Below are 20943 nucleotides of genomic sequence, written 5' to 3'. Positions count from 1 at the left end.
CCAAATTGGAATTAAACGGTAAATGGAGGTAAATGCTCCTCACACTCCTTGTCCCTTGTTTTTGCCTACTCCATGGACTCAACACACAATTCACAATCTAGTTAAGTTCAAATTATATTTAAGGGACGGTGAATGAACATGGTCGGACCCAAAATCCGGGAAATTCGGGAGCAGCTTGGACTTTCGCAAAAGCAACTGGCGGGAGAGGACATGACGCGCTCATATATCAGTCTTATTGAAAAGGGCAGAGCCGTTCCCTCCCAGCGTATGTTGAAGATCATTGCGAAAAGATTGAATACACCCATGGAGTATTTTTTGGAAGGAAATGTAGGGACTGATACGGATATTGGTGAAGCCGTGCTGGATAAGGCCAAATTATATTTTGAGGAAAACAACGACCATGCTTGCATTCGCATGGCACATAATGTGCTCACATTGACCAAGGATACGATAGACCAGACAGAAGCCTACCTCCTGATTATGCGCAGCCATAACCGAATGGGAGAACATCGGGAAGCCATGGACAAGGGAGAAGCCGCCGCCTTTACAGTAACCCGCACCGGAGATCGGGGCCGTATCGTTCAATATTATCTGGAAATGGGGCGTTCCGCTTTTCATGCAGAGCTGTTCCATGCCGCTCGGAAATATTATGAACAGGCGTATACCTACAGCAGCAGGCTTAAACACCTGCAGGATGATCATATTCGTGCACTGACGTATCTTGGAACCACTCATTTGCGTTTGGGGAATGTCGATCAAGGCCTGGATTTTTATCATAAAGCAGAAAAAGAAGCCCGGATGACAGGACAGCAGGAACTTTATGGTGAGATTACGCTTGGACTGGGCAAAGCCTACTACATGTCTGAACAGGAAGGGCACCTGTCATTAAGCCAGGATTGGACCAAAACCTCGGCAGATGCATACAAACAAGCAAAGAGTGAATCGTATGTTCTGGCCCTCCACAACCTTGCTGTAATTCAGCTTCATATGGGGCAAAAAAAAGAAGCTCTTCCTTTGCTGGCTGAATGCGCCGATATATACGACAAACGCAAACTGCCCGACAAGAAGGCTTCCATATTGGAGGAGATCAGTAAAATTTATCTGGAGGAACGCGAACTGCTACAGGCAGAGGCTGCCATCAAAGAAGCCCTTCAACTCCTGGATCAGCGAGATGAAGGGATACTGCGGGCAAAACTATATCGTCTTCTCGGTCTGGTGTTCCATGAGAAAGACAATTCGGACGAAGGTTATTACTTTCTACGCATGAGCCACGACCTGCTAAAACGGATCTATGCAGAGCGTGAAGCGAACATAAGCCACCAATTACTCCTCTTAAGCAAACAGGATCGTAAGATGGACTACAATGACTACAAATCTTTTATCAAGTAGACACACACCCAATCTTCACCTAACAACTGCAAAACAAAACGAAAAGGTTTTATGAAATTCAGGGTCTCTGGGATAGAGGCCCTCATTTTCGACCTTAGCTTCAAAACGTCACAGGATTAAATAAACATGCTCATCTACGCGGGACCGGATCATTCAGATCAAGCAGAGTTACAGGTAGAAGTCCGTCATTCTGTTGAACCGAAAATCCAGAAAGCCCCGGGCGTTCCCCCGATATGGAAATCTCCCCCGTAACTGAAACCAGTACGACTGTGGCCATGCAGATTCCACTTGCAATTACCCGTAATTTGGATCCTTTGCTCTCCACGCCCATCTCTCCTTCTGTATCGTTTGGCATTAGATAGATATATCCTATATCCTCGCGAACCTGAGACCTATTCTACGGGTAATTACAATGACATTAAATACGTTAAATACCATTTACCTCCATTTGCGCAATCGTTTTATGAATAAAAGGTCATATGAGGTTTGTCCTCCCGGTAATAATCCAGCCTTTGTTTCATAGTTCCGGTATGCAGCTCGAACAGATGACCATCCGGATCGGTAAAATAAACGGATAATGCATCCTTGGGATCACGTGGTCTTCCGGGAAGAATGTCAGCCCCGGCTGCTCGCAGCTGTTGCACGGACTCATCAAATTCCTCTTCTTTTACGGTAAATGCAATATGTGTATACGTTCGTTCCGTATAGTTGCGAATGACGTCGTCTTCCTGATTTAAAGCGATCCACAGACCGGCAAGTTCGAAATACGCCAGCTTCCGGCCTTTCACTTGAATACGGGCACCGAGAGCCTGCTCATAAAAGGTAATGGACCGATCCAGATTGGATACGGAAAAGCACAGATGATTAATTCCCTGAATATTCATTCGGCTTCTGACACCTCCACATTTTAATGACCTGCTGCAATAGCTACATCCTTATTATGGTATATTTTGCGCTAAAAACAAATGCCCTTCTTCCTCCTGTCGCACCTTCTTCTGGGCGAATGCATAGTTTAGGCGTATGAACGAACGTGCGAGGAGGATGTAAAACAAATGAATCCTGTCTATCCTTTTTACGGTGAGAAGACGGTGTGCAAGGAACAAAAGCTGGCTTTCCCACCCCAGCATCAGGATCAGCAGCCTGGTCTGGAAACCCTGATGGTGCCTGAACCCATCAGCGAAGATCCTGCCTATATTGGCAGCTGCAAGCTGGAAGGCAAGGTGGCGATTATTACCGGTGGTGACAGTGGAATCGGCAGAGCGGCAGCCATAGCTTTTGCCAAGGAAGGTGCAGATATCACCATCGCTTATCTATATGAACGGACCGATGCCGAAAGGACACGTGATCGCATTGAAGAGCTGGGTCAACGGTGTCTGTTGATCGAGATTGATCTCCGCTTGAAGAAAAACTGCGAGGCGGTCATCCGTACAACCATGGAGACGTTCGGAAAGATCGACGTTCTGGTCAACAATCATGGCGTGCAATATGTACAGCCGAGCATTGTCGATATTACGGAAGAGCAGCTGTACCATACGTTCCAGACGAATGTGTTTGCCTACTTTTTTCTGATTCAAGCGGCTCTCCCTCATCTTTGCAAAGGAGCATCCATCATCAATACGGCTTCCATTACGGCCTATAAAGGTGAAGTGCAGTTGATCGATTACTCTTCCAGCAAAGGGGCTGTAGTCTCTCTGACTCGTGTACTCGCCAAATCGCTCGCTGCTCAGGGTATTCGGGTCAATTGCGTCGCACCCGGACCGATCTGGACACCGCTTATTCCTTCCAGCTTCTCCGCTGAAGATGTGCAGGTATTTGGAACTGAGACACCGATGGGCCGCGCAGGCCAGCCTTATGAACTTGCTCCAGCCTACGTCTATCTCGCTTCCCGCGACTCTTCCTATGTCACCGGTGAGTGCATTCATGTCAATGGCGGGGATATGGTAACCACCTAGTCATCTGGAGAACACTTTATATTGGGAAGATAAAATGTTCTGATATGAATGAAACTGTATTATCTCTGTCCATGGGCCATGTCAGGTTGGATTTCGTACGGTCAGCAGGAGAACAGCAGCTTCGCTGCGAAGAGGGTTAGGAGTAATTGATCCGGCAAGCCGGAACCTGACATCTTGCGACAAGGAGCTGAACAACCTGATGAACTACGATCCACTCTACCAACCGTATCCGTCATACCGTGTGCCCGTCTACGCCAAACAGGGCATGGTCGCCACTTCACAACCTTTGGCTGCGCAAGCCGGTCTGGATGTGTTAAAAAAGGGCGGCAATGCCATTGATGCCGCTATCGCAACTGCTGCTGCACTAACCGTGCTGGAGCCAACGTCCAATGGCATTGGGGGCGATGCTTTTGCCCTCGTCTGGACCGAGGGCAAGCTGCATGGCCTGAATGCCAGTGGGCCTGCGCCTCAGAGTATTTCAATTGAGGCGCTCAAGTCGGCAGGCCATACGGAGATTCCGAAGCTGGGGGTCATTCCGGTGACGGTGCCTGGCGCACCGGCGGGTTGGGCCGAGCTGAGCCGCCGATTTGGACGGCTCACGCTGGCGGAAGCGCTGGAACCGGCTGTCCGCTACGCGGAAGAAGGTTACCCGCTTGCGCCGGGGCTGGCCCGCCATTGGGCACGGGCAGCCGATATCTATGCACGCCAGGGTGATGCGGAAGCCGGGCGAGCATGGTTTGATACATTCGCCCCAGGCGGACGTGTTCCGGCCGTGGGCGAAATGTGGCGTTCGCCGGATCATGCGGCTACACTGCGCCGGATTGGCGAGAGCGGAGCGCGAGACTTCTACGAAGGTGAACTCGCGCAGCGTATTCATTCTTTTATGGCAGAGCACGGCGGTTACTTGACGAAAGAAGATCTGGCCGCATTCCAGCCTGAATGGGTTGATCCGATCTCGGTCTCTTATCGCGGATATGACGTGTGGGAGATCCCACCAAACGGTCAGGGGCTGATTGCTCTGGCAGCGCTCAATCTGTTGAAAGGCTTCGATTTTGACGAGGAAGAGTCCGTACTGGGGTACCATCAACAACTGGAAGCCATGAAGCTGGCATTTGCCGATGGTGAGCAATACATTACCGAGGAACGCAAGATGGGCGTAACCGTACAGGAGCTATTGTCCGAAGCGTATGCAGACGAACGGCGCAAGCTCATTGGCGATATGGCACTTCCGCCCGAAGCAGGCGATCCGCGGGCAAGCGGAACGGTCTATCTGGCTACAGCGGACGGTGAAGGCAATATGGTTTCTTTCATTCAGAGCAACTATATGGGCTTCGGCTCAGGGCTGGTTGTGCCGGGAACAGGCATTGCCCTGCAAAACCGGGGACATAATTTCTCGCTTGATCCGGATCATGCCAACGCGCTGGAGCCGGGCAAACGGACGTATCATACGATCATTCCGGGCTTCCTCACATGCGGCGATGAAGCGGTCGGTCCATTCGGGGTGATGGGCGGTTTCATGCAGCCCCAGGGTCATGTGCAGGTCGTCATGAATACGGTGGACTTCCACCTCAATCCGCAGGCTGCGCTCGACTCTCCGCGCTGGCAGTGGACCAAAGGCAAAACGATCCTGGTTGAGCCCGGATTCCCTCAGCATATTGCACAGGCACTCGCCCGCAAGGGGCATGATATACAGATCGCCCTCGACCCGTCGATGTTCGGACGCGGTCAGATTATATGGCGAGATCCGGACAGCGGTGTATTATGCGGTGGCACGGAAAGCCGGGCTGATGGCTCCGTAGCAGCGTGGTAATCCATTGCATGTGCAGCTAATTAAGAGCGGAAAAGCCTGGAGCACTGCATATGCTGGGTGAACGGGAAAACCATTAATATATATGAATGTATTGATTCATGCGAAAGTGTAGTTCATATGAAATTATGTTTGGATCACAGGCAGAGAAGAGATCAAATTGGTCTCTTCTTTGCCTTTTTTGTCTATCTTTTTTCTCGTTGACCCGCAAGATGCACAGGTTCCGTCGATAATGCATGCCTCTTCCAATGAAAATCTAATGTATAATTCATGGTTTTCATTGAAATTTCATTGTATTTTCGTAAATTTTCATCATTCCCCATTACGGAGACTCTGCTCCCGTCCGATATAAATATAGGGGAATTGCTCATCTCATACATCATCTCCATCTTATAGAAAAGAGGTCATAAGCACATGAAAACACAGTGGAAATACAAACTCGGGTTCACCATGATGATGATTCTGGTTGTCCTGGTGCTAGGAGCGTGTTCGACAACCGATAAGGCCTCCCCCGCAGATCAGCGAACCAAAGTCGGCATCGTTCTTACCGATGTCGGCCTAGGTGATCATTCTTTCAGTGATGCAGCATTTGAGGGTTTGGTACAGGCCAGAAACGAGAACAGTATTGTTTTTGATTACAAGGAACCGGGAAAGGATTTGACATCCGAGGCAGCCTTTGAGCAATTTGCGAAGGATAAAGTCGATTTGATCATTGGTCTGAGCGACACGGTAAAAGCCGATCTGGAGAAGGTTGCTCAGAAATATCCAGATCAACATTTCCTCATCATTGACGGGCATTCCGATCTCCCCAATGTGACCTCCATGTCCTTCAAAGCAGAAGAAGGCAGCTATCTTGCGGGCATTATTGCCGGCTTTGCAACAACCGAAGACCATGTAGGCTTTTTGGGTGGAATGGATATCCCCGTACTCCACAATTTTCAGCAAGGCTTTGAGCAAGGTGTCCAGGCTGCTAATCCGAATGCCACAGTCCATGTCGTGTACGCCGGAGATTTCGGCAATCCTGATCTTGGAGGACAGCTCGCAGCACAGATGATTCAGGAACAGCGTGTTGATGTCATTTACGTCGCTGCCGGACTTACGGGCATAGGCTCACTTTCAGAGATTCAAAAATTAGGGAAATACGCCATTGGCGTGGACCAGGATCAGTTCTTTTTAGCAGAAAAAGCCGTACTCACGTCCATGCTCAAAAATGTAGATATCTCTCTTCATAACGCCATCAATACATTCATTCAGAACCAGCATTCATTCCCGCAAAAAGAAATGCTCTTCGGTCTGGCAGAAAATGGAGTAGGTCTAACCGCTCTACATAACATCACCCTTACGAAGGAACAAGAGCAAACTTTTGATGATTTGAAAGCACAGATTGCTTCCGGCAAAACCAAGATTACCCTAGATCAATAAACCAATTGCTAAAATGGAGGCACGCTTATGAAATTGCAGGGAAAGCTGATATTGAATGCCATAGTTTCGTTACTGTTATGCCTCGCGCTGGTCGCTTATATCATTATTCAATTATTGAGCATGAATGCCAAAAACCAAAATCTGGTGCCTGCCATGTTAAAGGTTACTGAGCTGAACGCAAATCAGATACAGACCGAGCAGGCGCTCGATGTATATTCGTTCTCCATGACAGCTGGTAATCAGGATAACGTAGCCCGATTGCTGGACGAAGGTAAAACGATGGTGAAAGAGCTCACGGAAGGCTTGCTGGAAACGGACGAACAGCTTCGTCTAATCCAATCAATCCAAACGAAATTGACAGCTCTGGACAATGGTGCCACGGAGGCCATCACAGCCATGAACAGTTCGGACGCCAAACGTTTCAGCTCACGGGTCAAAGGTATACAAAATGATATCTATATGCTGGATGAGGTGACCCGGGATCGATATGAGCAATATACGGTGGATCTGGAACAAGACATCCAGCGAACCTGGCAAATTGCTCTCGTCGGAGCCATCGTCCTGCAGATTGCTGTCCTGCTGTTCAATATGAACGCTTCACGACAATTGGCAAGACGCATTCGCACCTTGAAGGAAGCGGCAGGACAAATTGCGAACGGTGACCTTACCCAGCAGCTTCCGGAGGCCCGAGGCAAAGATGAGCTGGATGACTTAAACCGCTCCTTCCGCCTTATGACGGGTAATATTCGCAGTATCATCCAATCCATCGGTGAGGCAGGAAACCGTGTTGATGGAATGGCACAGGACATTGACCGCGGTAATGATACCGTACAGGCCATAGTGCAGCAAGTGTCCCGAACGACCGAAGAACTGTCGATTGGCAGTCAGAAAATTGCTGAGGATCTAAGTGACACGGTTATGGTCGTAGATAAGATGCAGCATACGTTTGAAAGTAATCTTCAGGCGACTTCACAATCGGCCATATATGGCAACGAGGTTCTGAGTTCCGTGAAGGAAGGACACATTGCTGTACAGGAACAGCTTCGTCTGGCTGAAGTCAACCGGATTGCCATGTCTGAGGTAGAGCAGACGGTCCAGGAATTGGAGGAGAGCGCCTCCCGGATTGCTACCATGACTGCCTATGTGTCGGGCATCGCTACACAGACCACCCTGCTGTCTCTGAACGCCTCCATCGAAGCGGCACGTGCAGGTGAAGCCGGACGCGGCTTTGCTGTCGTCGCAGGGGAAGTGAAGAAACTGGCCGAGCAATCGGAGCAATCGGTACAGCATATCTTTGCAGCAGTCAGCGAAATTACAACGGCTATGGGCAAAGTAAAAAGCTCGGTGACGCAGAGCATTCAGCTCTTTGCGGAACAGGAGAAGGCTACTGGAAAAACCGGCGAATCCTTCTCCGGAATCCGTCACAGTGTGGAGCGGATCAGTACAAGCATTAACCAGCTTGCGGAAGACATGAAGCAGTCCAGTGAACTTAGCGCACAGGTTCAGCAGGCGATTGAAAACATCAGCGCTATTACGGAGCAATCAGCTGCAAGCAGCGAAGAAATTACCGCTTCAACAGCTGAGCAGCAGCGTTCGTTCAATGAAGCAAGCACCAAGGTGAAGTCTTTGCGGGATATCAGTGCGGAGATGCATCAGGAGCTATTACGGTTCCGGTTGTAGTGGAGGCGTGATAATAGAGAGAAGAGAAGCGGCTGTCCGAAGGCTGGAAGGGACACTTCCCTTCTCTGGTCGAGGCGCTATTCCATTCTAACGAATCGACCACACCTTAATTGGAGGATTGGGGTCGAATGCACAGTTTAACGAATTCCAGGCACGCTATTCTCATTATACGGATACAAACTTGGGCCAGAACCTGCAGAGCAGCGAAAATAACGCCGCTGTGATTCTTTAAAGCGCAGATTAATGGAAAATGAAGCTCATAGCGTGTGCTCGGTTCGTTAAACGGTATTCACACGAAAAAGGGATGTCCACGTCATGTTGATGACTATGGGACATCCCTTCCTTTATGTTATGAATCATTTATATCATTGTTGTGTCCAGAGGCATGCAGCACATGAAGGACATGTACTCTCTAACTGCACCTATCACACGAACTCAAAGCAACGTAAATTCAGCTTATGAAATACCGAATGTACCCAGAGTGCAGCAATAAGCGTGCCCCTGGTTTACAGGGCTTCCATGATATCCCCGGCGAGCAGGGATGCCGGTTCACCTCGCAGCAACGCGGCCCTCTCCGCTGCCTGGCCGTGTAGGAATACGCCAAAGGCAGCAGCTTGCTCCGCGCTCAGCCCTTGGGCGAGCAGACCGGCAATGATGCCGGTCAATACGTCTCCCGCACCGCCGGTTGCCATGCCAGCGTGCCCGGTGGTGTTGATGTACGCCTCGCCGGATGGCGTTGCGATGACCGTGCGTGCTCCCTTGAGCACCAGGGTCACGCCCTGCTCGCGGGCGTACCGTGCAGCGTGTCCAATTCGGTCACGCTGCACTTCGGGGGTCGACATGCCCAGCAGTCGGCCCATCTCTCCGGGGTGCGGCGTCAGGATGGTCGCCGCACTTCGTTTGCCCCAGTCGCGAGGCCCGGTTGGGCCAGCGTCTGCAAGCATGTTGAGGGCGTCCGCGTCGATGACGAGCGGGCGATCCGTCTGTTGCCACAGACAGCGCAGCCAGTCTGTGTCGTCCTTGAAGCGGCCGAGGCCCGGGCCGGTCGCAAGCACGTCGCGGCTTTCCGCGAGACGCAGCACGGCGTCGGCGGAAGCCGCGTTCCACTCGCCGCTGTCGCCATCGGCGGCGGCAGCGAGCATGAGCTCGGGCACGGTGCCGATGACATGCGGCAGCAGTGCCGCGGGCAGCGCCCATGTGGCGAGCCCGCAGCCAGCGCGCAGCGCGGCCTTGGCCGAGAGCAGGCCTGCGCCGCTCATGGGCAGACTGCCTGCGGCCAGCAGCACGTGGCCGTAAGTGCCCTTGTGGCCGTCCGGTGCCCGGAGACGGCCCGTGTCCACGCGCAGCGCACCACGCAGCACCTCATCCGTCAGCAGACGGACCGAGGGGCCATGCTCCGGCGCAAGCCGCGCTGGAATGCCGATGGAGCGCACCACGATGCGCCCCGCAGCAGATGCGCCCGGGTACTGAACCAGCCCGCACTTAAGCAGCGCGAGACATACGGTCACCCGGGCCTGAATGCAGGGCTCATATACCTCCCCGGTGTCGGCATTCAGCCCGCTTGGCACATCGGCGGACACGATCGGCTTGCCGCTGTCGTTCGCCCCCGCAATCAGCGCCGCGTATGCTCCGCGCGGCGCCCCACTCGAGCCGGTGCCCAGAAGCGCATCCACGATGCCTGTGCACCGGCTGAAGTCCACGACTTCGCGCCCGTGGACAAGGGCAGGGATGCCGAGCTGTGCTGCGGCATCCCGCTGCACTGCGGCTTCGCCCCGCAACGCATCAGGCGCATCGGCGTAGACCAAAGTCACGCCGAGCCCCGCCTCAACCAAATGGCGCGCCGCAACCAGCCCGTCGCCGCCATTATTACCCTTGCCGATCAGCATGTACCACTGCTGATCACCGGGTTGCTCCATCACGAGCGCCGGATCGGCGATGATGTCGCCACCAAGACCTTGCCGATCCCCGGGCCCGGTGTGCGCCCGCTTCACTTTACCATCGTTCCGGCCACCCTGCTGCCCCGGACTGCGGCTAACAACCTCTTTACAGCCTTCCCGGCACAGCCGGATAACTTCCTCGGCGATGGCTCTGCCTGCGTTCTCCATCAGACTGGCAGCCGGAATGCCAAGCTTGTGAATCGTATGCTCATCCACAGCTCTCATCTGTTCAGCGGTTACGATAAACAATGTTCATCCCTCCCCGGTGAAATTCTCCGAAAATTGCATCTGTGAATAGCTTATACTCTCACGATGACTCTTTAGTTTTCCAAGCTGCTTCGCTTCATTGAATGTTCTCGTCTGTTTTCCCAGCCTTGTAACCTGCAGCTCTTAATAACCTACTGTAAACCGAGATTGAATAAATTGTGGATCATCCAGTTCATCCACCAAAGCCGCTGCAAAATCGCCAACCGAAATGGAGCTCTCACCAAGATCATCTGTGATTACACGATTCATACCAACCCGGAATAGGCCTGTCCGTCTTCCCGTTGTGATCGTAGCTGCCGGACTCATGTAGGTCCAGTGAATATCCGACGCCTCAATCAGGTTATACGCATCTACATGGGCCTTCGCCAGTGGCTTGACTTCCTCCGGGAACCCTGGCGTGTCCATCAGCATTTCTCCTGAATCCGTAATCAAGCTTCCCGCTCCGCCAACCACAACCAGCCGTCCTGCTTTCGAACGACGAACACCCTCGATTAGTGAACGTGTAACTTCCAGCATCTCTTCCTCCGCACCGAACTTCGGTCCGTAGGCACTCACAACGGCTTCCTGTCCTGCTGTAAAATCGGCAACCTGATCCGGGTTAAGCAAATCACCCTGTACCACACGCAAACGCTCATGCTCCATCTCAACCTTCGAAGGCTCACGAACAATCGCCGTTACTTCATGTCCTCGGTCCATCAATTCCCACAATATCGTCTTTCCAATCACTCCGGTTGCTCCAAAAATGGCAACTTTCATATTAAATCCCTCTTTTCAGTAGATATCCTCTTGTCAACTTACCGTTATTTTAATACTTAATCCCATTGTTATATACCTTAAACGGCTCACGCCATCTTAAACCGTCTTCACTCTCTTGTAAACCATGAGTCTAGCTCATCTTCCCATTTTCGGGTACACTCGTTATTAAAACAAGGAATCACAACTCCCTTTTCCGTTCAAAAAGACACCCCAACCCATGCCAAAAAAGCCGCAAAGCGGCTTTGGCAGCTTACCTCTATTTTGCCTGTCCCACCTTTGTAAAGGTTAAAAAATCGACTGCTTTCTGGGCCCAGAACCGTTCCGAATAAATTTCATGCTCTAAGTCTTTAATGATATGAAGTTCCAGTCTGCCTGAGGGTTCGTCCAAAGCCAGCTTGTATTTCAATATTTCCTGATAGATTTGTTCCGTCAGCTCCACCGGACAAAGTTGATCTGCTTTCCCATGAATAAACAAGATATCACTTCCGCTTAGCGCAGAAGCGTAGGCTACCGGGCTTCGGGTCCTCAGCGCGGATTCATCCTCAAGAAGTTCACCGATCTCTTTTTGCAAAAAAAATCTGAGCTTCGCCCCTCCTCCTGTATACAGCTTGCCCAAATCCGTAAAGGGGGCACACGCTACCACAGCACTCCACAGTACCGGGTCTCTGCCCGCAGCCAGCAATGCAAGATAAGCGCCATAACTGACGCCATACAGAGCTACGTCTGAAAAAGAGGATAAGACCTGTTCCCGAATAAACCGGACCACATCTGCGTCCACACCGCCCCAATCGTTCTCATTACGACTCCTGTATCCACCAGTAAAGCCTGAGCTACCCGGATAGTTGAGCCCTATCACCCGTACACCAGACTCGGATAACCTCTTCATTACTGGACTATAACTGTCGAACAGACAGTTATGTGGGCCTCCGTGCAGGTAAATGACGGCCTGTACAGCACCTTTCGGATGGATATCCAGATAGGGAATGATCTCGGACCGATAGGTGGCTTCCCCGTATTCCACCTTCAGTTCTCCACCGTTGCGACAGCTAGTTATAACTTCCTGCTGCCCTTGAACCCAAGTAATGGCGTTGGTTTGATCTTGAAAACGAAATAGACCTGGTCTCGGAGCTGTCGCGATAGTCTCGTATTTGCCCACCAGCCCCTGCTTGTCCCTGCTGAGAACAGCCTGTGTCAGCGTCCCTGGATAATCTCGCAGCTGAAATACTTCCTTCTTCTCCTGTAATGCATATTGCACATAATGCCATCTGCCACAAGTTATACCTTCACACAGGATTTTCTGTGTATCTAGATCAATCTGTACCCTTACCAGTTCAGAGAACCCTTCACACTGTGGGGACAATTCGTGCACAACATCCTCACCCTGTTTCAGCCATCCCGGTTTGAATCCCTGCTCTGAAGGGATGGATACCGCAATGATATCCCCCTGCTTGTCCATGACTGGATAGGGATATGACGTTTGTATCCACTCCGCACTTTGAACCCCTTGGTCCTTATATGCATACACTCTCCCCTGCCCATCCATATTCAATCCGATTTCCTGTTCCGATGCAGACCAGAAAGCCAATTGCGGATGATTCAGTTCAGGTGTAATCCATCTAGCCTCATCCTGCTTCGGGTCGTACAGCCCCAATCGGACGGGGCCCTTTTTATTTCGGATGGCAAAAAGCAACTGCAACCTATCTCCTTGCCATGCCGCCTGCATAACAGCAAATGGCAATAGCAACGCTTGGGTATGAAAAAGCCTAACCTGAGCTTGCAGTTCATACAGATGCAGCCGTTTTCCAGTAGTGCCCCGGGTGATGATCAGAACCTGATCTGGTGCAATAAACTGAGTATGCTGCGTTTGACCAACCGGATCTGCCGTATGTTCATGCAACCAATGCCTGTCTGTGATCTTACCTGTCTCATCAATCATGCACCATTCGGTATGACCATTATCATAGGACAACAGCATTCCAGTGCGCTCCCGATTAACACTCATTCGTGTTAGGAATGTACGATGCAACTGGCCTCCCTCCCCTCATTCCAACGCTTCAGCTGCTCCCAATCATCCAACTGGTTCCGCAATGTGGCGATGTATTGATCCAGCACGGCAGTATCGGATGAAATATCTGTTTCAACATTGCTTATAGCCTGTCGAATCTTCTCAATCTGCGGCAGATTAACAGCAGGAAGGGACATGATTAATAGACGATATACTTCGGCGGCCCGGTCGTTTGACCCTCGTCGCACTTGTTCTCCAGCGATCTCCACCGCACGACTGAGCCGTTTGGCATGAATGAATACTGTTCTCAATCGAAGCAAACGAATCAGCAGTTGATATTCCTTCTCTTCTTCACCACGCTGCCGATGAATTTCCATCCTTAATTCGAGTATGGGAACGAGCCAATCAATATACTGGTCGGTGCATAGTTTCTCCGCAGCCAGCAGAGCTGTATCAGCCTCTGCCCATTGGCACGATTTGAGCTGCAGTCCCGCCATATTGAGCCCAGTCTGAATCTGAAAAGTACGCCGATCAGGTCCGTCAGGAAGCTGCTGAATACGTCGACTCGCCTGCCGCTCCAGTTCAATAGCACGCCCAGAGTTACCCTCCAGCATTTCAATCAAAGCTTCGCCATTATCCAGCGCACAGTATTTTCCAATACGGTACACCTCCGTTAATTCCTTATGGAAGAGCATCTTTCGGGCCTCTGAGTAACAGTATCGTGCTGCTGTATAATCCATGCTTTTCTTAGTAAGCAACTGCGCAAGTTCGAACCATAGAACCGCTTGCTGGGCCGCTGTCAAACGTTGAAATAACGTATTATGTTTAAAAAAATACAAACAAGCCCTATACCGTACCGGATCATCCGACTTGGACAGCAAAATCCAGGCCAGCCTATTGTAGAGCGCCAATGTTTTCTCTTGTCCCCCCTTTTTTCTTGCGTCGGCAAAATGCTGCTCCAATGAACTCCGAGTATGTTCAGGTGTTTCTCTGACGAGGGAGATTGGAAGCCGATGCACTACACTAGGAGTGGGCATTCTGTTAGAATATCGGTGAAAAAAGAGAAGTACACTGACGCCTCGTAGTTTCTGACGATACAGGATATGGTGGATGGCCCCAAGATCAGATGAATGTAAATGTGAAGCAACCTCCACCAGTACCCATTTCTTGTGCCCTGGAGGCCAGCCTGCTGTTCTAAATCTCAACAAGGCGTTTTTGCAGGCCACCAGATCGCTGGAGGGCAGCACCGGGTTTAGCTGATAGATTATGGGCAGAGAGTAATACGGATGATCGACGGATACCCCCACAGCCTGATCCTGCCAGTGTGTGTGCAGCTTTCGGACCTCGTGCTTCACTGCGTCTGGCTCCCCCTGGACAACAAACAACCCAGGCTCATGACTGGAACGAAGCCAATTGCTTCGCAGATCTCCATATTGCGTACTTTCCAGTAAAACGGGGTTCATGAGCGATCACGCTCTTTCGTAACCCGGCATACATTTGCAATTTCGGGAACCAGCTGCAAATTCAGTGAAGCCATTAATCGATAGCTGCTGATATTGTTCATGTCGAGCGAAGCTTTTACCATTTCATATTGTTCTGCTACACATTGTTGAAGGCCATAAGCAGCAAGCCAGCGGGCCCAGCCCTTACGTTTTGCAGTGGGTATGGTGCAAATGTGAGCAATCAGTACCGAACCGAACTCATCACTTAACAGGCAGCCTCCCAACCTTTTACCCTCCGATTCAACCAATCCGGAACCCTTCAGCACAGGTCCATACGCTCCGCCATAGATGTCTTTGACAGCCTGACGTGCGGCCTCCAAACCAGGACAGGTGGGATCGCTTTGTAAAAGGATCCGCGCTATCTCCTCCTCCTGCCCCTTGGCAGAAATCCAGGTTGCTGTATCACCTGGGATAGCCACAGGAGGGATATCTCTTAATCTGCCGTTAAATCGATGTCTACGTGCAACAATATCCACCCCGAATCCAAGCTTCTCCCACGGAAATGAAGCAGGAACTGTCGCATATAGAGTATCCCATTCAAGTGATCCAAGCAGCGGCTGGACCCGATTTTCCCAATACGTCATCGCACCTGCCCCGCTCCATAAATCGAGTGTATACTGCCGCTGCCCATGATCAATGATCATGAATGATGACCCGGATTCAAGGTACTCTGGCGCTGCTGCATAGTATCGATCCCCGCATTCGCCTTGTTCATGCCGTAATTGCGGAAGAACATCAGATATGGATGTTAATATCATGGTCCATCGCCTCCTTGCTAGGGTTGAAACCTGAATAAACCAACGGTTCTGCACTCATTGAAGGATAGAAAAGACGAAGCAGAAACGAGTAAATGCCCATATATCCGGTCATGTAATCCGGGGAGAACGATTCCATATCTTCCAGCGGCCACATCCACATGTCGTGTTTATCACTTCTCATCGCCAGCAGCATTTGTGCATAATGTTCCAGTCTGGCCTCATACCTGCCAGGATGGCAGCGTTCCGCCAAGAGAAGGAAATCCCCATTGCCAGCTAAGCCGTGACATTGCCCAAAGGAAGCGAAGATCGTCGTCTGTGCCACCGCATCCGCCGCTTCTTTGCCGAGCTTTGCAGATACCGGATCTTCCAGTACATCTGCAGCCGCCAGTAGAAAACGCCCTATTCCAGCAGATCCATTACACCAGTGTACCCAGAGCGCATCCGGTTTTGCAGGCGATGCAGGCCAAGTCTTCAGGCCATTCTTCCCGGTATGGCTGGTATAATCCAGTGTATAGACAATTCGTTTCACTGCCGATACATAGGCTTCCTTATGGGTTCGATCTGCCATCGCGAGCAGAAAATAACCAATCCCCGCGATGCCATGTGAGAATCCCAACGAATAATGGCCGCCATCTTTCTTGCTCGGCTGCTCTTTCACTTTCCACATACTCAGTCCATCTTCGTGCCGCTCTTCTTGAGTCAAAATATAAGCAGCCAATGCCTCGGCTCGTTCAAGCAGTTCCGTGCGGCCTCCGATGCGATGAAGCTCCAACAACATTAATCCCAGACCTGCAGCACCATGACTGATATTAGTTTGGGTCGGTTCATTCTGAGTTAACTCCAATGCCAGATTCTCCGCGACATTAAGCAACAAAGAATCATTCAGCGTCTCTGCGGTCTCAGCCAATCTCCATGGAACAGCCCCATATCCAAAGTATAGTCCGGTCGGTGTCTCGTCCGGAATGTATGGATGGTGAGCCATAATCCATTCCATAACTTCACGGGCATGTTGATGATACTCAATACGTTGCGTAATCTGACCAAGCTGGTTAAAACTGTAGACCATACCTGTCCATCCAAAGTTAAAATTTGCTGGGTGAAACATCCGGCTTATGCTGTTTTCCGGATATAATTCATGCCTATTTTCAAAATCAAGCGATCTATAGAGCCAATCAGCAATCCTTTGCGCCTGATGCAATACCTCGTCCCTGGTTAACCCCAGCTTCTGACTGTTTAATGACAGGGAAGCTCCTTGCAATTTGGTCATCGGATCTTTCGAAATCGTAGTCAAATCCTTGCGAATATCTTCCACCTGCTCATACGCGCCATTCATAATTTTTATGGAAATATAACCCATAAGATGCAACTTATGATTAATCACCAGATTATCCAGCAAAGCCTGACCACATTTCAGGTAGTCGCTCTGGTATTTGAAATAGGGGTCTACCGATGATGCCATATAATAGAAAACAGCCCCGATCGAATAGATATCATCCTGAACGCTTGATCTCTGACTGTGTTCCCGGCCACGAGGCACATATCCAGGCGTATGTCCGATCAATGGCTTAGCTTCCCTAACGCTACTTCGTACGTAAGCCAATTCGAGGTCAATCAGACGTACATTTCCATCTGGCAACACAACAATATTGTTAGGCGTCAGATCATTAATAATGACCCCTTTACGATGACAGGTCTCTACAATATCCAGAACATCCTGGCTAATTCGAACCATTTCCTTCCAGGTATAATCCGCGACGACATGTCTTCGATGAATATATTCCCGCAGGCTGATGCTATCAAAATACTCCAGAATCAAATATCGATTCTTCTCATAACCGAACAGATCAAGTGGCTGGGGGGTATATCCCGTCTCCTTCAACAATTCGAGTACATGATATTCATTTTCTAAATAGTCATGAGCAGAGCGTCCGGCACCATCGACACGCATTCGATGTACCGCTTCTTTCATAACGGCTTGTGCATGCCGAGCACTGGAAATGAGAAATACCCCTCCCTTGCCTGACTTCTTAAGTACACGCTTCACGCGTATATTCCGTATTCCGAACTCATTGTTATTGGAACTGGACACTTCTGAGGGAGATGGGTCCATCTGGATGGCTTGGATGTGAAGCAGCTCCTCAGGCTCGTTGACCCATTCGGGCTTGTACCTGCCAGGTGTACGGCGATCTTCCTCCAGATTACCGTCGGTATTCTGGATCGCATACACTTTCGCTCCCGAGTACCGGTCATAATAGAATCTTTCTGTGAAGGCACCATAACGATAAAATACGCATCCACTTCCGCGGTATGACTGATCTGTAGGAATAGCCGGGCCTTCGAATCCCATGGTACATGCATACATATCCTCAAGCAGATCCAGAAACTGTTTCTCGTTGGCCGCATAGATTGTGACACATTTGCCGGTTTGTGGAAGTGGAATGGAACCGTTAGAGGCCTCAATCAATTTCTGCCCATTACTAACAACTTTCCACTGTACCCTTTTACTCATTAAGATAGGTCCAATTCGCTCCAGCAGTTCAGCACCTTTAGCAGGGACCACTGATAAATGTATCTTCCATCCCTGTAAAGGAAGTTCTAAATGCTGCGGTCTAAAACAAATCCAATGGCCGTCATTAGACCATTGGATATCATCCGGAATATTTTCAATTAAACGATATATAGATACTTCAAATGATATTCTGGAACTCAATAAGGATCACTCCTGAGGATAAACTAAGAGAGGGAGACTTTTGATTTAATTAGATTAGATTACAAAGGCTATGTTGTTAGATTATAAAAACTTTATTCTTGCATTAACGTAGTAGGGCCACTTGTCCAGCTACATATAGTACACAGGCTTGTTTCCTCGAACATGTAATTATCCTCTTCAACCTCTAATGCCATCAAATCCTGTACAGATAAAATTTCCTTGTTTTCCATGATAAATTACCTCCCATGTGTCTCCCTCTCTTAAAAACTAAATTCTACATAAAATTTCATATTCCTCCTTTTAAATTCAATTATTTTACATAAATATTTTAGATTATCCATTTACTCTTCGCAACCCTGTGATATCATTTCTATTTAAAAAGGAAAAAAATGAAATTAAACTTCTGACGAGATGGAAGCTTTCTGTGTTCTGCTATGTGTACCCTGCTCCTCTCGAAAAGGACGTACGAACAGGCTGGTCAAGCCCATAATCACTACAAATATACCAATCCCCATGTACAACCAGGATGGATTATACGTTTCAATGAGCAAGCCTCCGAGCAATAAACCCAGCGGATTGCTGATGCCACTCATTAAGACCCCCATACTGTTCATGACACGTCCCCTCTTTTCTTCCGGTGTGGATAGAAGAATCGAGGTAACCAAAGGTACATTTACGAGGGCAAGCCCCAACATTAAAAAGAATGAACAGACGATGGCGATATACAGATTAGGAAACATAGGCATGAGTAGCAAACTTACACCTGAGATGAGATAACTGATTAGGAACCATCGAGCAAGCGAAAGCCGTTTGGCATATTTCCCGCTGAGCAAAGAGCCTGCAATACTACCAGCGGCAAAAGCAGATTGGAGAAAGCCATAGCCTTGTGGTCCGGCATGAAGAACCATGTCAGCAAAAATAGGAGTGAAGATGTGCAGAGGCGCCCCAGCAAAGTTGATAATGGCACCAAAAATGATGCAGCTGGCCAGAATTTTACGTGAGAACAAAAAGGTAATCCCTTGCAAACTGTCCTTTATGAAGCCAGAAATCCCTTTTTGTTTGACCACTTTGGTCACCGGAATATGAATAAAGACAATGGAGAAAGCAGATAGCAGAAAGGTAAGTGCATAGATGAAAAGGATGGACTGGACTGAGATGAACGCCACCAATATGCCACCTACAGCATATCCAAGCAATTCAATTGTTTTGGAAGATGAATTTAGAAGTGCGTTGGCTGGTGCTAACTGTTTCGACGGGTCGGGCAGAATTGCGGGGATGACGGTCTGGGTTGCCGGATTGAACAAAAATCCAAGAATCGCAATGAGCAAATTGGCAGCATAGATATGCCACGGTACCATCTGACCACTCATGAATAAAAGCGCCAATATACAGGCCACGCATGCTCTAAGTACATCTGTCCAGATCAAGAGCTGCTTTTTGGGCAGCCGATCACTGATTGTAGCCAGTGGTATACCCAAAAAAGCATAGATAAAGTATGGCAACATAGGAATCAGTGCTGCTGCGAGTGCTGACTCGGTTAGTTGAAGAATATACCACATCGTAGCCATGGAAAATAAAATTTGACCTGCACCGGATATCAGCCTGCCTGCAAGAAGTACACAAAAAGATGGAAGACGCAGAACAGATCCATAACTGTCGTTATGGATTTCATTTTTCGTCTGTTTCATTCACTCTCTCTCCTTTCCCTTCGATCTCACTTCCAGTTTCACTTTGCAGACGTGTCAACAAACCTGAATTGCGAATGGACTGTTGTATTTTGGCCTTTACCCGCTCAAGCTCTGCCGTATACTCCTGAATCTCGTTCAATAACGATTGATGAGTCCGAATCCCTTCCCTGATTAACATCGCCGTTGCATCAGATCGGTTCTTGGCCAGTTCAAGAAATACAAGCTGATCAATAATATTAATCTCTTCCTGACTTAATCTTACGGAGACAACCCCCTTGGTTCCCGAAAGATTTTTGCTCGCCTGATCCATGGATCGTTCTACCATTCGATTAAATTGAGTCCGCTGGTCTTTGTCCAAATTCTTATCCTCCATTCTGCAATTATTGTGATTATCGTAATTTGTAAATCGTAAATTGTATATTATTTACATTATACCTGCAAATAAATGGATGTAAAGCAAAAAAACCTTTGGATAACCAAAGGTTTGAATAATTGATTGCACGAATGGAGTTTGGCTGGACTAACTCATATACACAAGGCTAGGCTTAGTTCAGCTTGTTTCTGTCAACTATTCCCCTTGTCTCCACCACATGCCTTCCGATTTCGGACTGGTGTAGCTGAAGCCAAATTGAGCGTACAGACGGTCAGCAGGGACATCTGCCAGCAGGCTGACCAATCCACGAGCAGGCACATGTTCACGCAAATAGTTCATGATCTCGCTCATGATCAGTTTGCCATATCCTCTTCCCTGCTGGTCCGGGCGCACGGCGATATCCACCACCTGAAAGAAACAACCGCCATCTCCGATGACCCGACCCATGCCTACAATTTCATTTTCTTCACGCAGACAAACGGCAAAAAGACTATTCGGCAGCCCGATTTCGGCCCCCTTCTGGCTCATCGCACTGAGACCCGCGCTCTTTCGTAGCGCAAGATACTCGGCTGCAGAGGGCGGTGTATGTTCAATGTTGATGTGGTCCATGGATCATTCTCCCTTCCTATTAAATCTGTGATTAATTGCAAAATAAAAATTTCATGGTGATTACATCTTCTTTGATTAGGCACCTTGG

17 protein-coding genes are annotated in these 20943 nt (G+C 49.4%); 5 read left to right on the top strand and 12 right to left on the bottom strand.

Annotation, left to right across the window (positions count from 1 at the left end; all coding sequences use genetic code 11):
• Positions 1 to 138 precede the first annotated feature (138 nt).
• A complete protein-coding gene (locus tag QP794_RS23195) occupies positions 139 to 1389 on the top strand; it encodes a helix-turn-helix domain-containing protein (protein WP_285079084.1) in 1251 nt (416 codons plus the stop codon).
• A 130-nt stretch (positions 1390 to 1519) separates the two neighbouring features.
• On the opposite strand, the gene QP794_RS23190 is transcribed toward QP794_RS23195, so the two are convergent.
• Entirely contained in the window at positions 1520 to 1744 is a 225-nt protein-coding gene (locus QP794_RS23190) for a hypothetical protein (RefSeq protein WP_285079083.1), read from the bottom strand.
• Positions 1745 to 1850: 106 nt separating this feature from the next.
• Positions 1851 to 2273, bottom strand: a complete 423-nt coding sequence (gene fosB / locus QP794_RS23185) for a metallothiol transferase FosB (RefSeq protein ID WP_285079082.1) — start codon at positions 2271 to 2273, stop codon at positions 1851 to 1853.
• A 168-nt stretch (positions 2274 to 2441) separates the two neighbouring features.
• On the opposite strand from fosB, the gene QP794_RS23180 reads away from it, so the two are divergent.
• The 4 genes from QP794_RS23180 to QP794_RS23165 all read left to right on the top strand — a co-directional run bounded on the left by QP794_RS23180 (position 2442) and on the right by QP794_RS23165 (position 8250).
• A complete protein-coding gene (locus QP794_RS23180) occupies positions 2442 to 3341 on the top strand; it encodes a glucose 1-dehydrogenase (RefSeq protein ID WP_285079081.1) in 900 nt (299 codons plus the stop codon).
• A 199-nt stretch (positions 3342 to 3540) separates the two neighbouring features.
• The gene (locus QP794_RS23175) at positions 3541 to 5151 is read left to right on the top strand and encodes a gamma-glutamyltransferase family protein (RefSeq protein ID WP_285079080.1); all 1611 of its coding nucleotides are present in this window, start codon (positions 3541 to 3543) and stop codon (positions 5149 to 5151) included.
• Positions 5152 to 5562: 411 nt separating this feature from the next.
• Positions 5563 to 6570 carry a BMP family lipoprotein gene (locus tag QP794_RS23170; RefSeq protein ID WP_218831780.1) on the top strand — a complete coding sequence of 336 codons (1008 nt, stop codon included), beginning with the start codon at positions 5563 to 5565 and terminating at the stop codon, positions 6568 to 6570.
• 27 nt (positions 6571 to 6597) lie between these two features.
• Positions 6598 to 8250 carry a methyl-accepting chemotaxis protein gene (locus QP794_RS23165; RefSeq protein WP_285079079.1) on the top strand — a complete coding sequence of 551 codons (1653 nt, stop codon included), beginning with the start codon at positions 6598 to 6600 and terminating at the stop codon, positions 8248 to 8250.
• Between the two features lie 506 nt (positions 8251 to 8756).
• Here QP794_RS23165 and QP794_RS23160 read toward each other — a convergent pair.
• The 10 genes from QP794_RS23160 to QP794_RS23115 all read right to left on the bottom strand — a co-directional run bounded on the left by QP794_RS23160 (position 8757) and on the right by QP794_RS23115 (position 20855).
• The gene (locus tag QP794_RS23160) at positions 8757 to 10436 is read right to left on the bottom strand and encodes an NAD(P)H-hydrate dehydratase (RefSeq protein WP_285079078.1); all 1680 of its coding nucleotides are present in this window, start codon (positions 10434 to 10436) and stop codon (positions 8757 to 8759) included.
• A gap of 141 nt (positions 10437 to 10577) precedes the next feature.
• Positions 10578 to 11210, bottom strand: a complete 633-nt coding sequence (locus tag QP794_RS23155; protein WP_285079077.1) for an NAD(P)-dependent oxidoreductase — start codon at positions 11208 to 11210, stop codon at positions 10578 to 10580.
• A gap of 256 nt (positions 11211 to 11466) precedes the next feature.
• Positions 11467 to 13236: an alpha/beta hydrolase family protein gene (locus QP794_RS23150; RefSeq protein ID WP_285079076.1), complete on the bottom strand. Its 1770-nt coding sequence runs from the start codon at positions 13234 to 13236 to the stop codon at positions 11467 to 11469.
• Positions 13218 to 14678: a hypothetical protein gene (locus tag QP794_RS23145; protein ID WP_285079075.1), complete on the bottom strand. Its 1461-nt coding sequence runs from the start codon at positions 14676 to 14678 to the stop codon at positions 13218 to 13220. The genes QP794_RS23150 and QP794_RS23145 overlap by 19 nt, the downstream gene beginning before the upstream one ends.
• Positions 14675 to 15475, bottom strand: a complete 801-nt coding sequence (locus tag QP794_RS23140; RefSeq protein WP_285079073.1) for a GNAT family protein — start codon at positions 15473 to 15475, stop codon at positions 14675 to 14677. The genes QP794_RS23145 and QP794_RS23140 overlap by 4 nt, the downstream gene beginning before the upstream one ends.
• Positions 15453 to 18185, bottom strand: a complete 2733-nt coding sequence (locus tag QP794_RS23135; RefSeq protein ID WP_285079072.1) for a class III lanthionine synthetase LanKC N-terminal domain-containing protein — start codon at positions 18183 to 18185, stop codon at positions 15453 to 15455. Before QP794_RS23135 ends, QP794_RS23140 begins: the two co-directional genes overlap by 23 nt.
• Before the next feature lie 92 nt (positions 18186 to 18277).
• Positions 18278 to 18415, bottom strand: a complete 138-nt coding sequence (locus QP794_RS23130; protein ID WP_285079071.1) for a hypothetical protein — start codon at positions 18413 to 18415, stop codon at positions 18278 to 18280.
• A 165-nt stretch (positions 18416 to 18580) separates the two neighbouring features.
• On the bottom strand, positions 18581 to 19873 hold the full coding sequence (locus QP794_RS23125; RefSeq protein ID WP_285079070.1) for an MFS transporter: 1293 nt from the start codon (positions 19871 to 19873) through the stop codon (positions 18581 to 18583).
• A complete protein-coding gene (locus tag QP794_RS23120; protein ID WP_285079068.1) occupies positions 19854 to 20231 on the bottom strand; it encodes a ribbon-helix-helix domain-containing protein in 378 nt (125 codons plus the stop codon). Before QP794_RS23120 ends, QP794_RS23125 begins: the two co-directional genes overlap by 20 nt.
• Before the next feature lie 210 nt (positions 20232 to 20441).
• Positions 20442 to 20855, bottom strand: a complete 414-nt coding sequence (locus QP794_RS23115; protein WP_285079067.1) for a GNAT family N-acetyltransferase — start codon at positions 20853 to 20855, stop codon at positions 20442 to 20444.
• Between the last annotated feature and the right edge of the window lie 88 nt (positions 20856 to 20943).

Origin of the sequence: Paenibacillus sp. UMB7766-LJ446 (assembly GCF_030226665.1) — a bacterium.
GTDB classification, from domain to species: Bacteria; Bacillota; Bacilli; order Paenibacillales; family Paenibacillaceae; genus Paenibacillus; species Paenibacillus vandeheii.
This window is presented reverse-complemented; position numbering and strand designations above follow the sequence as displayed.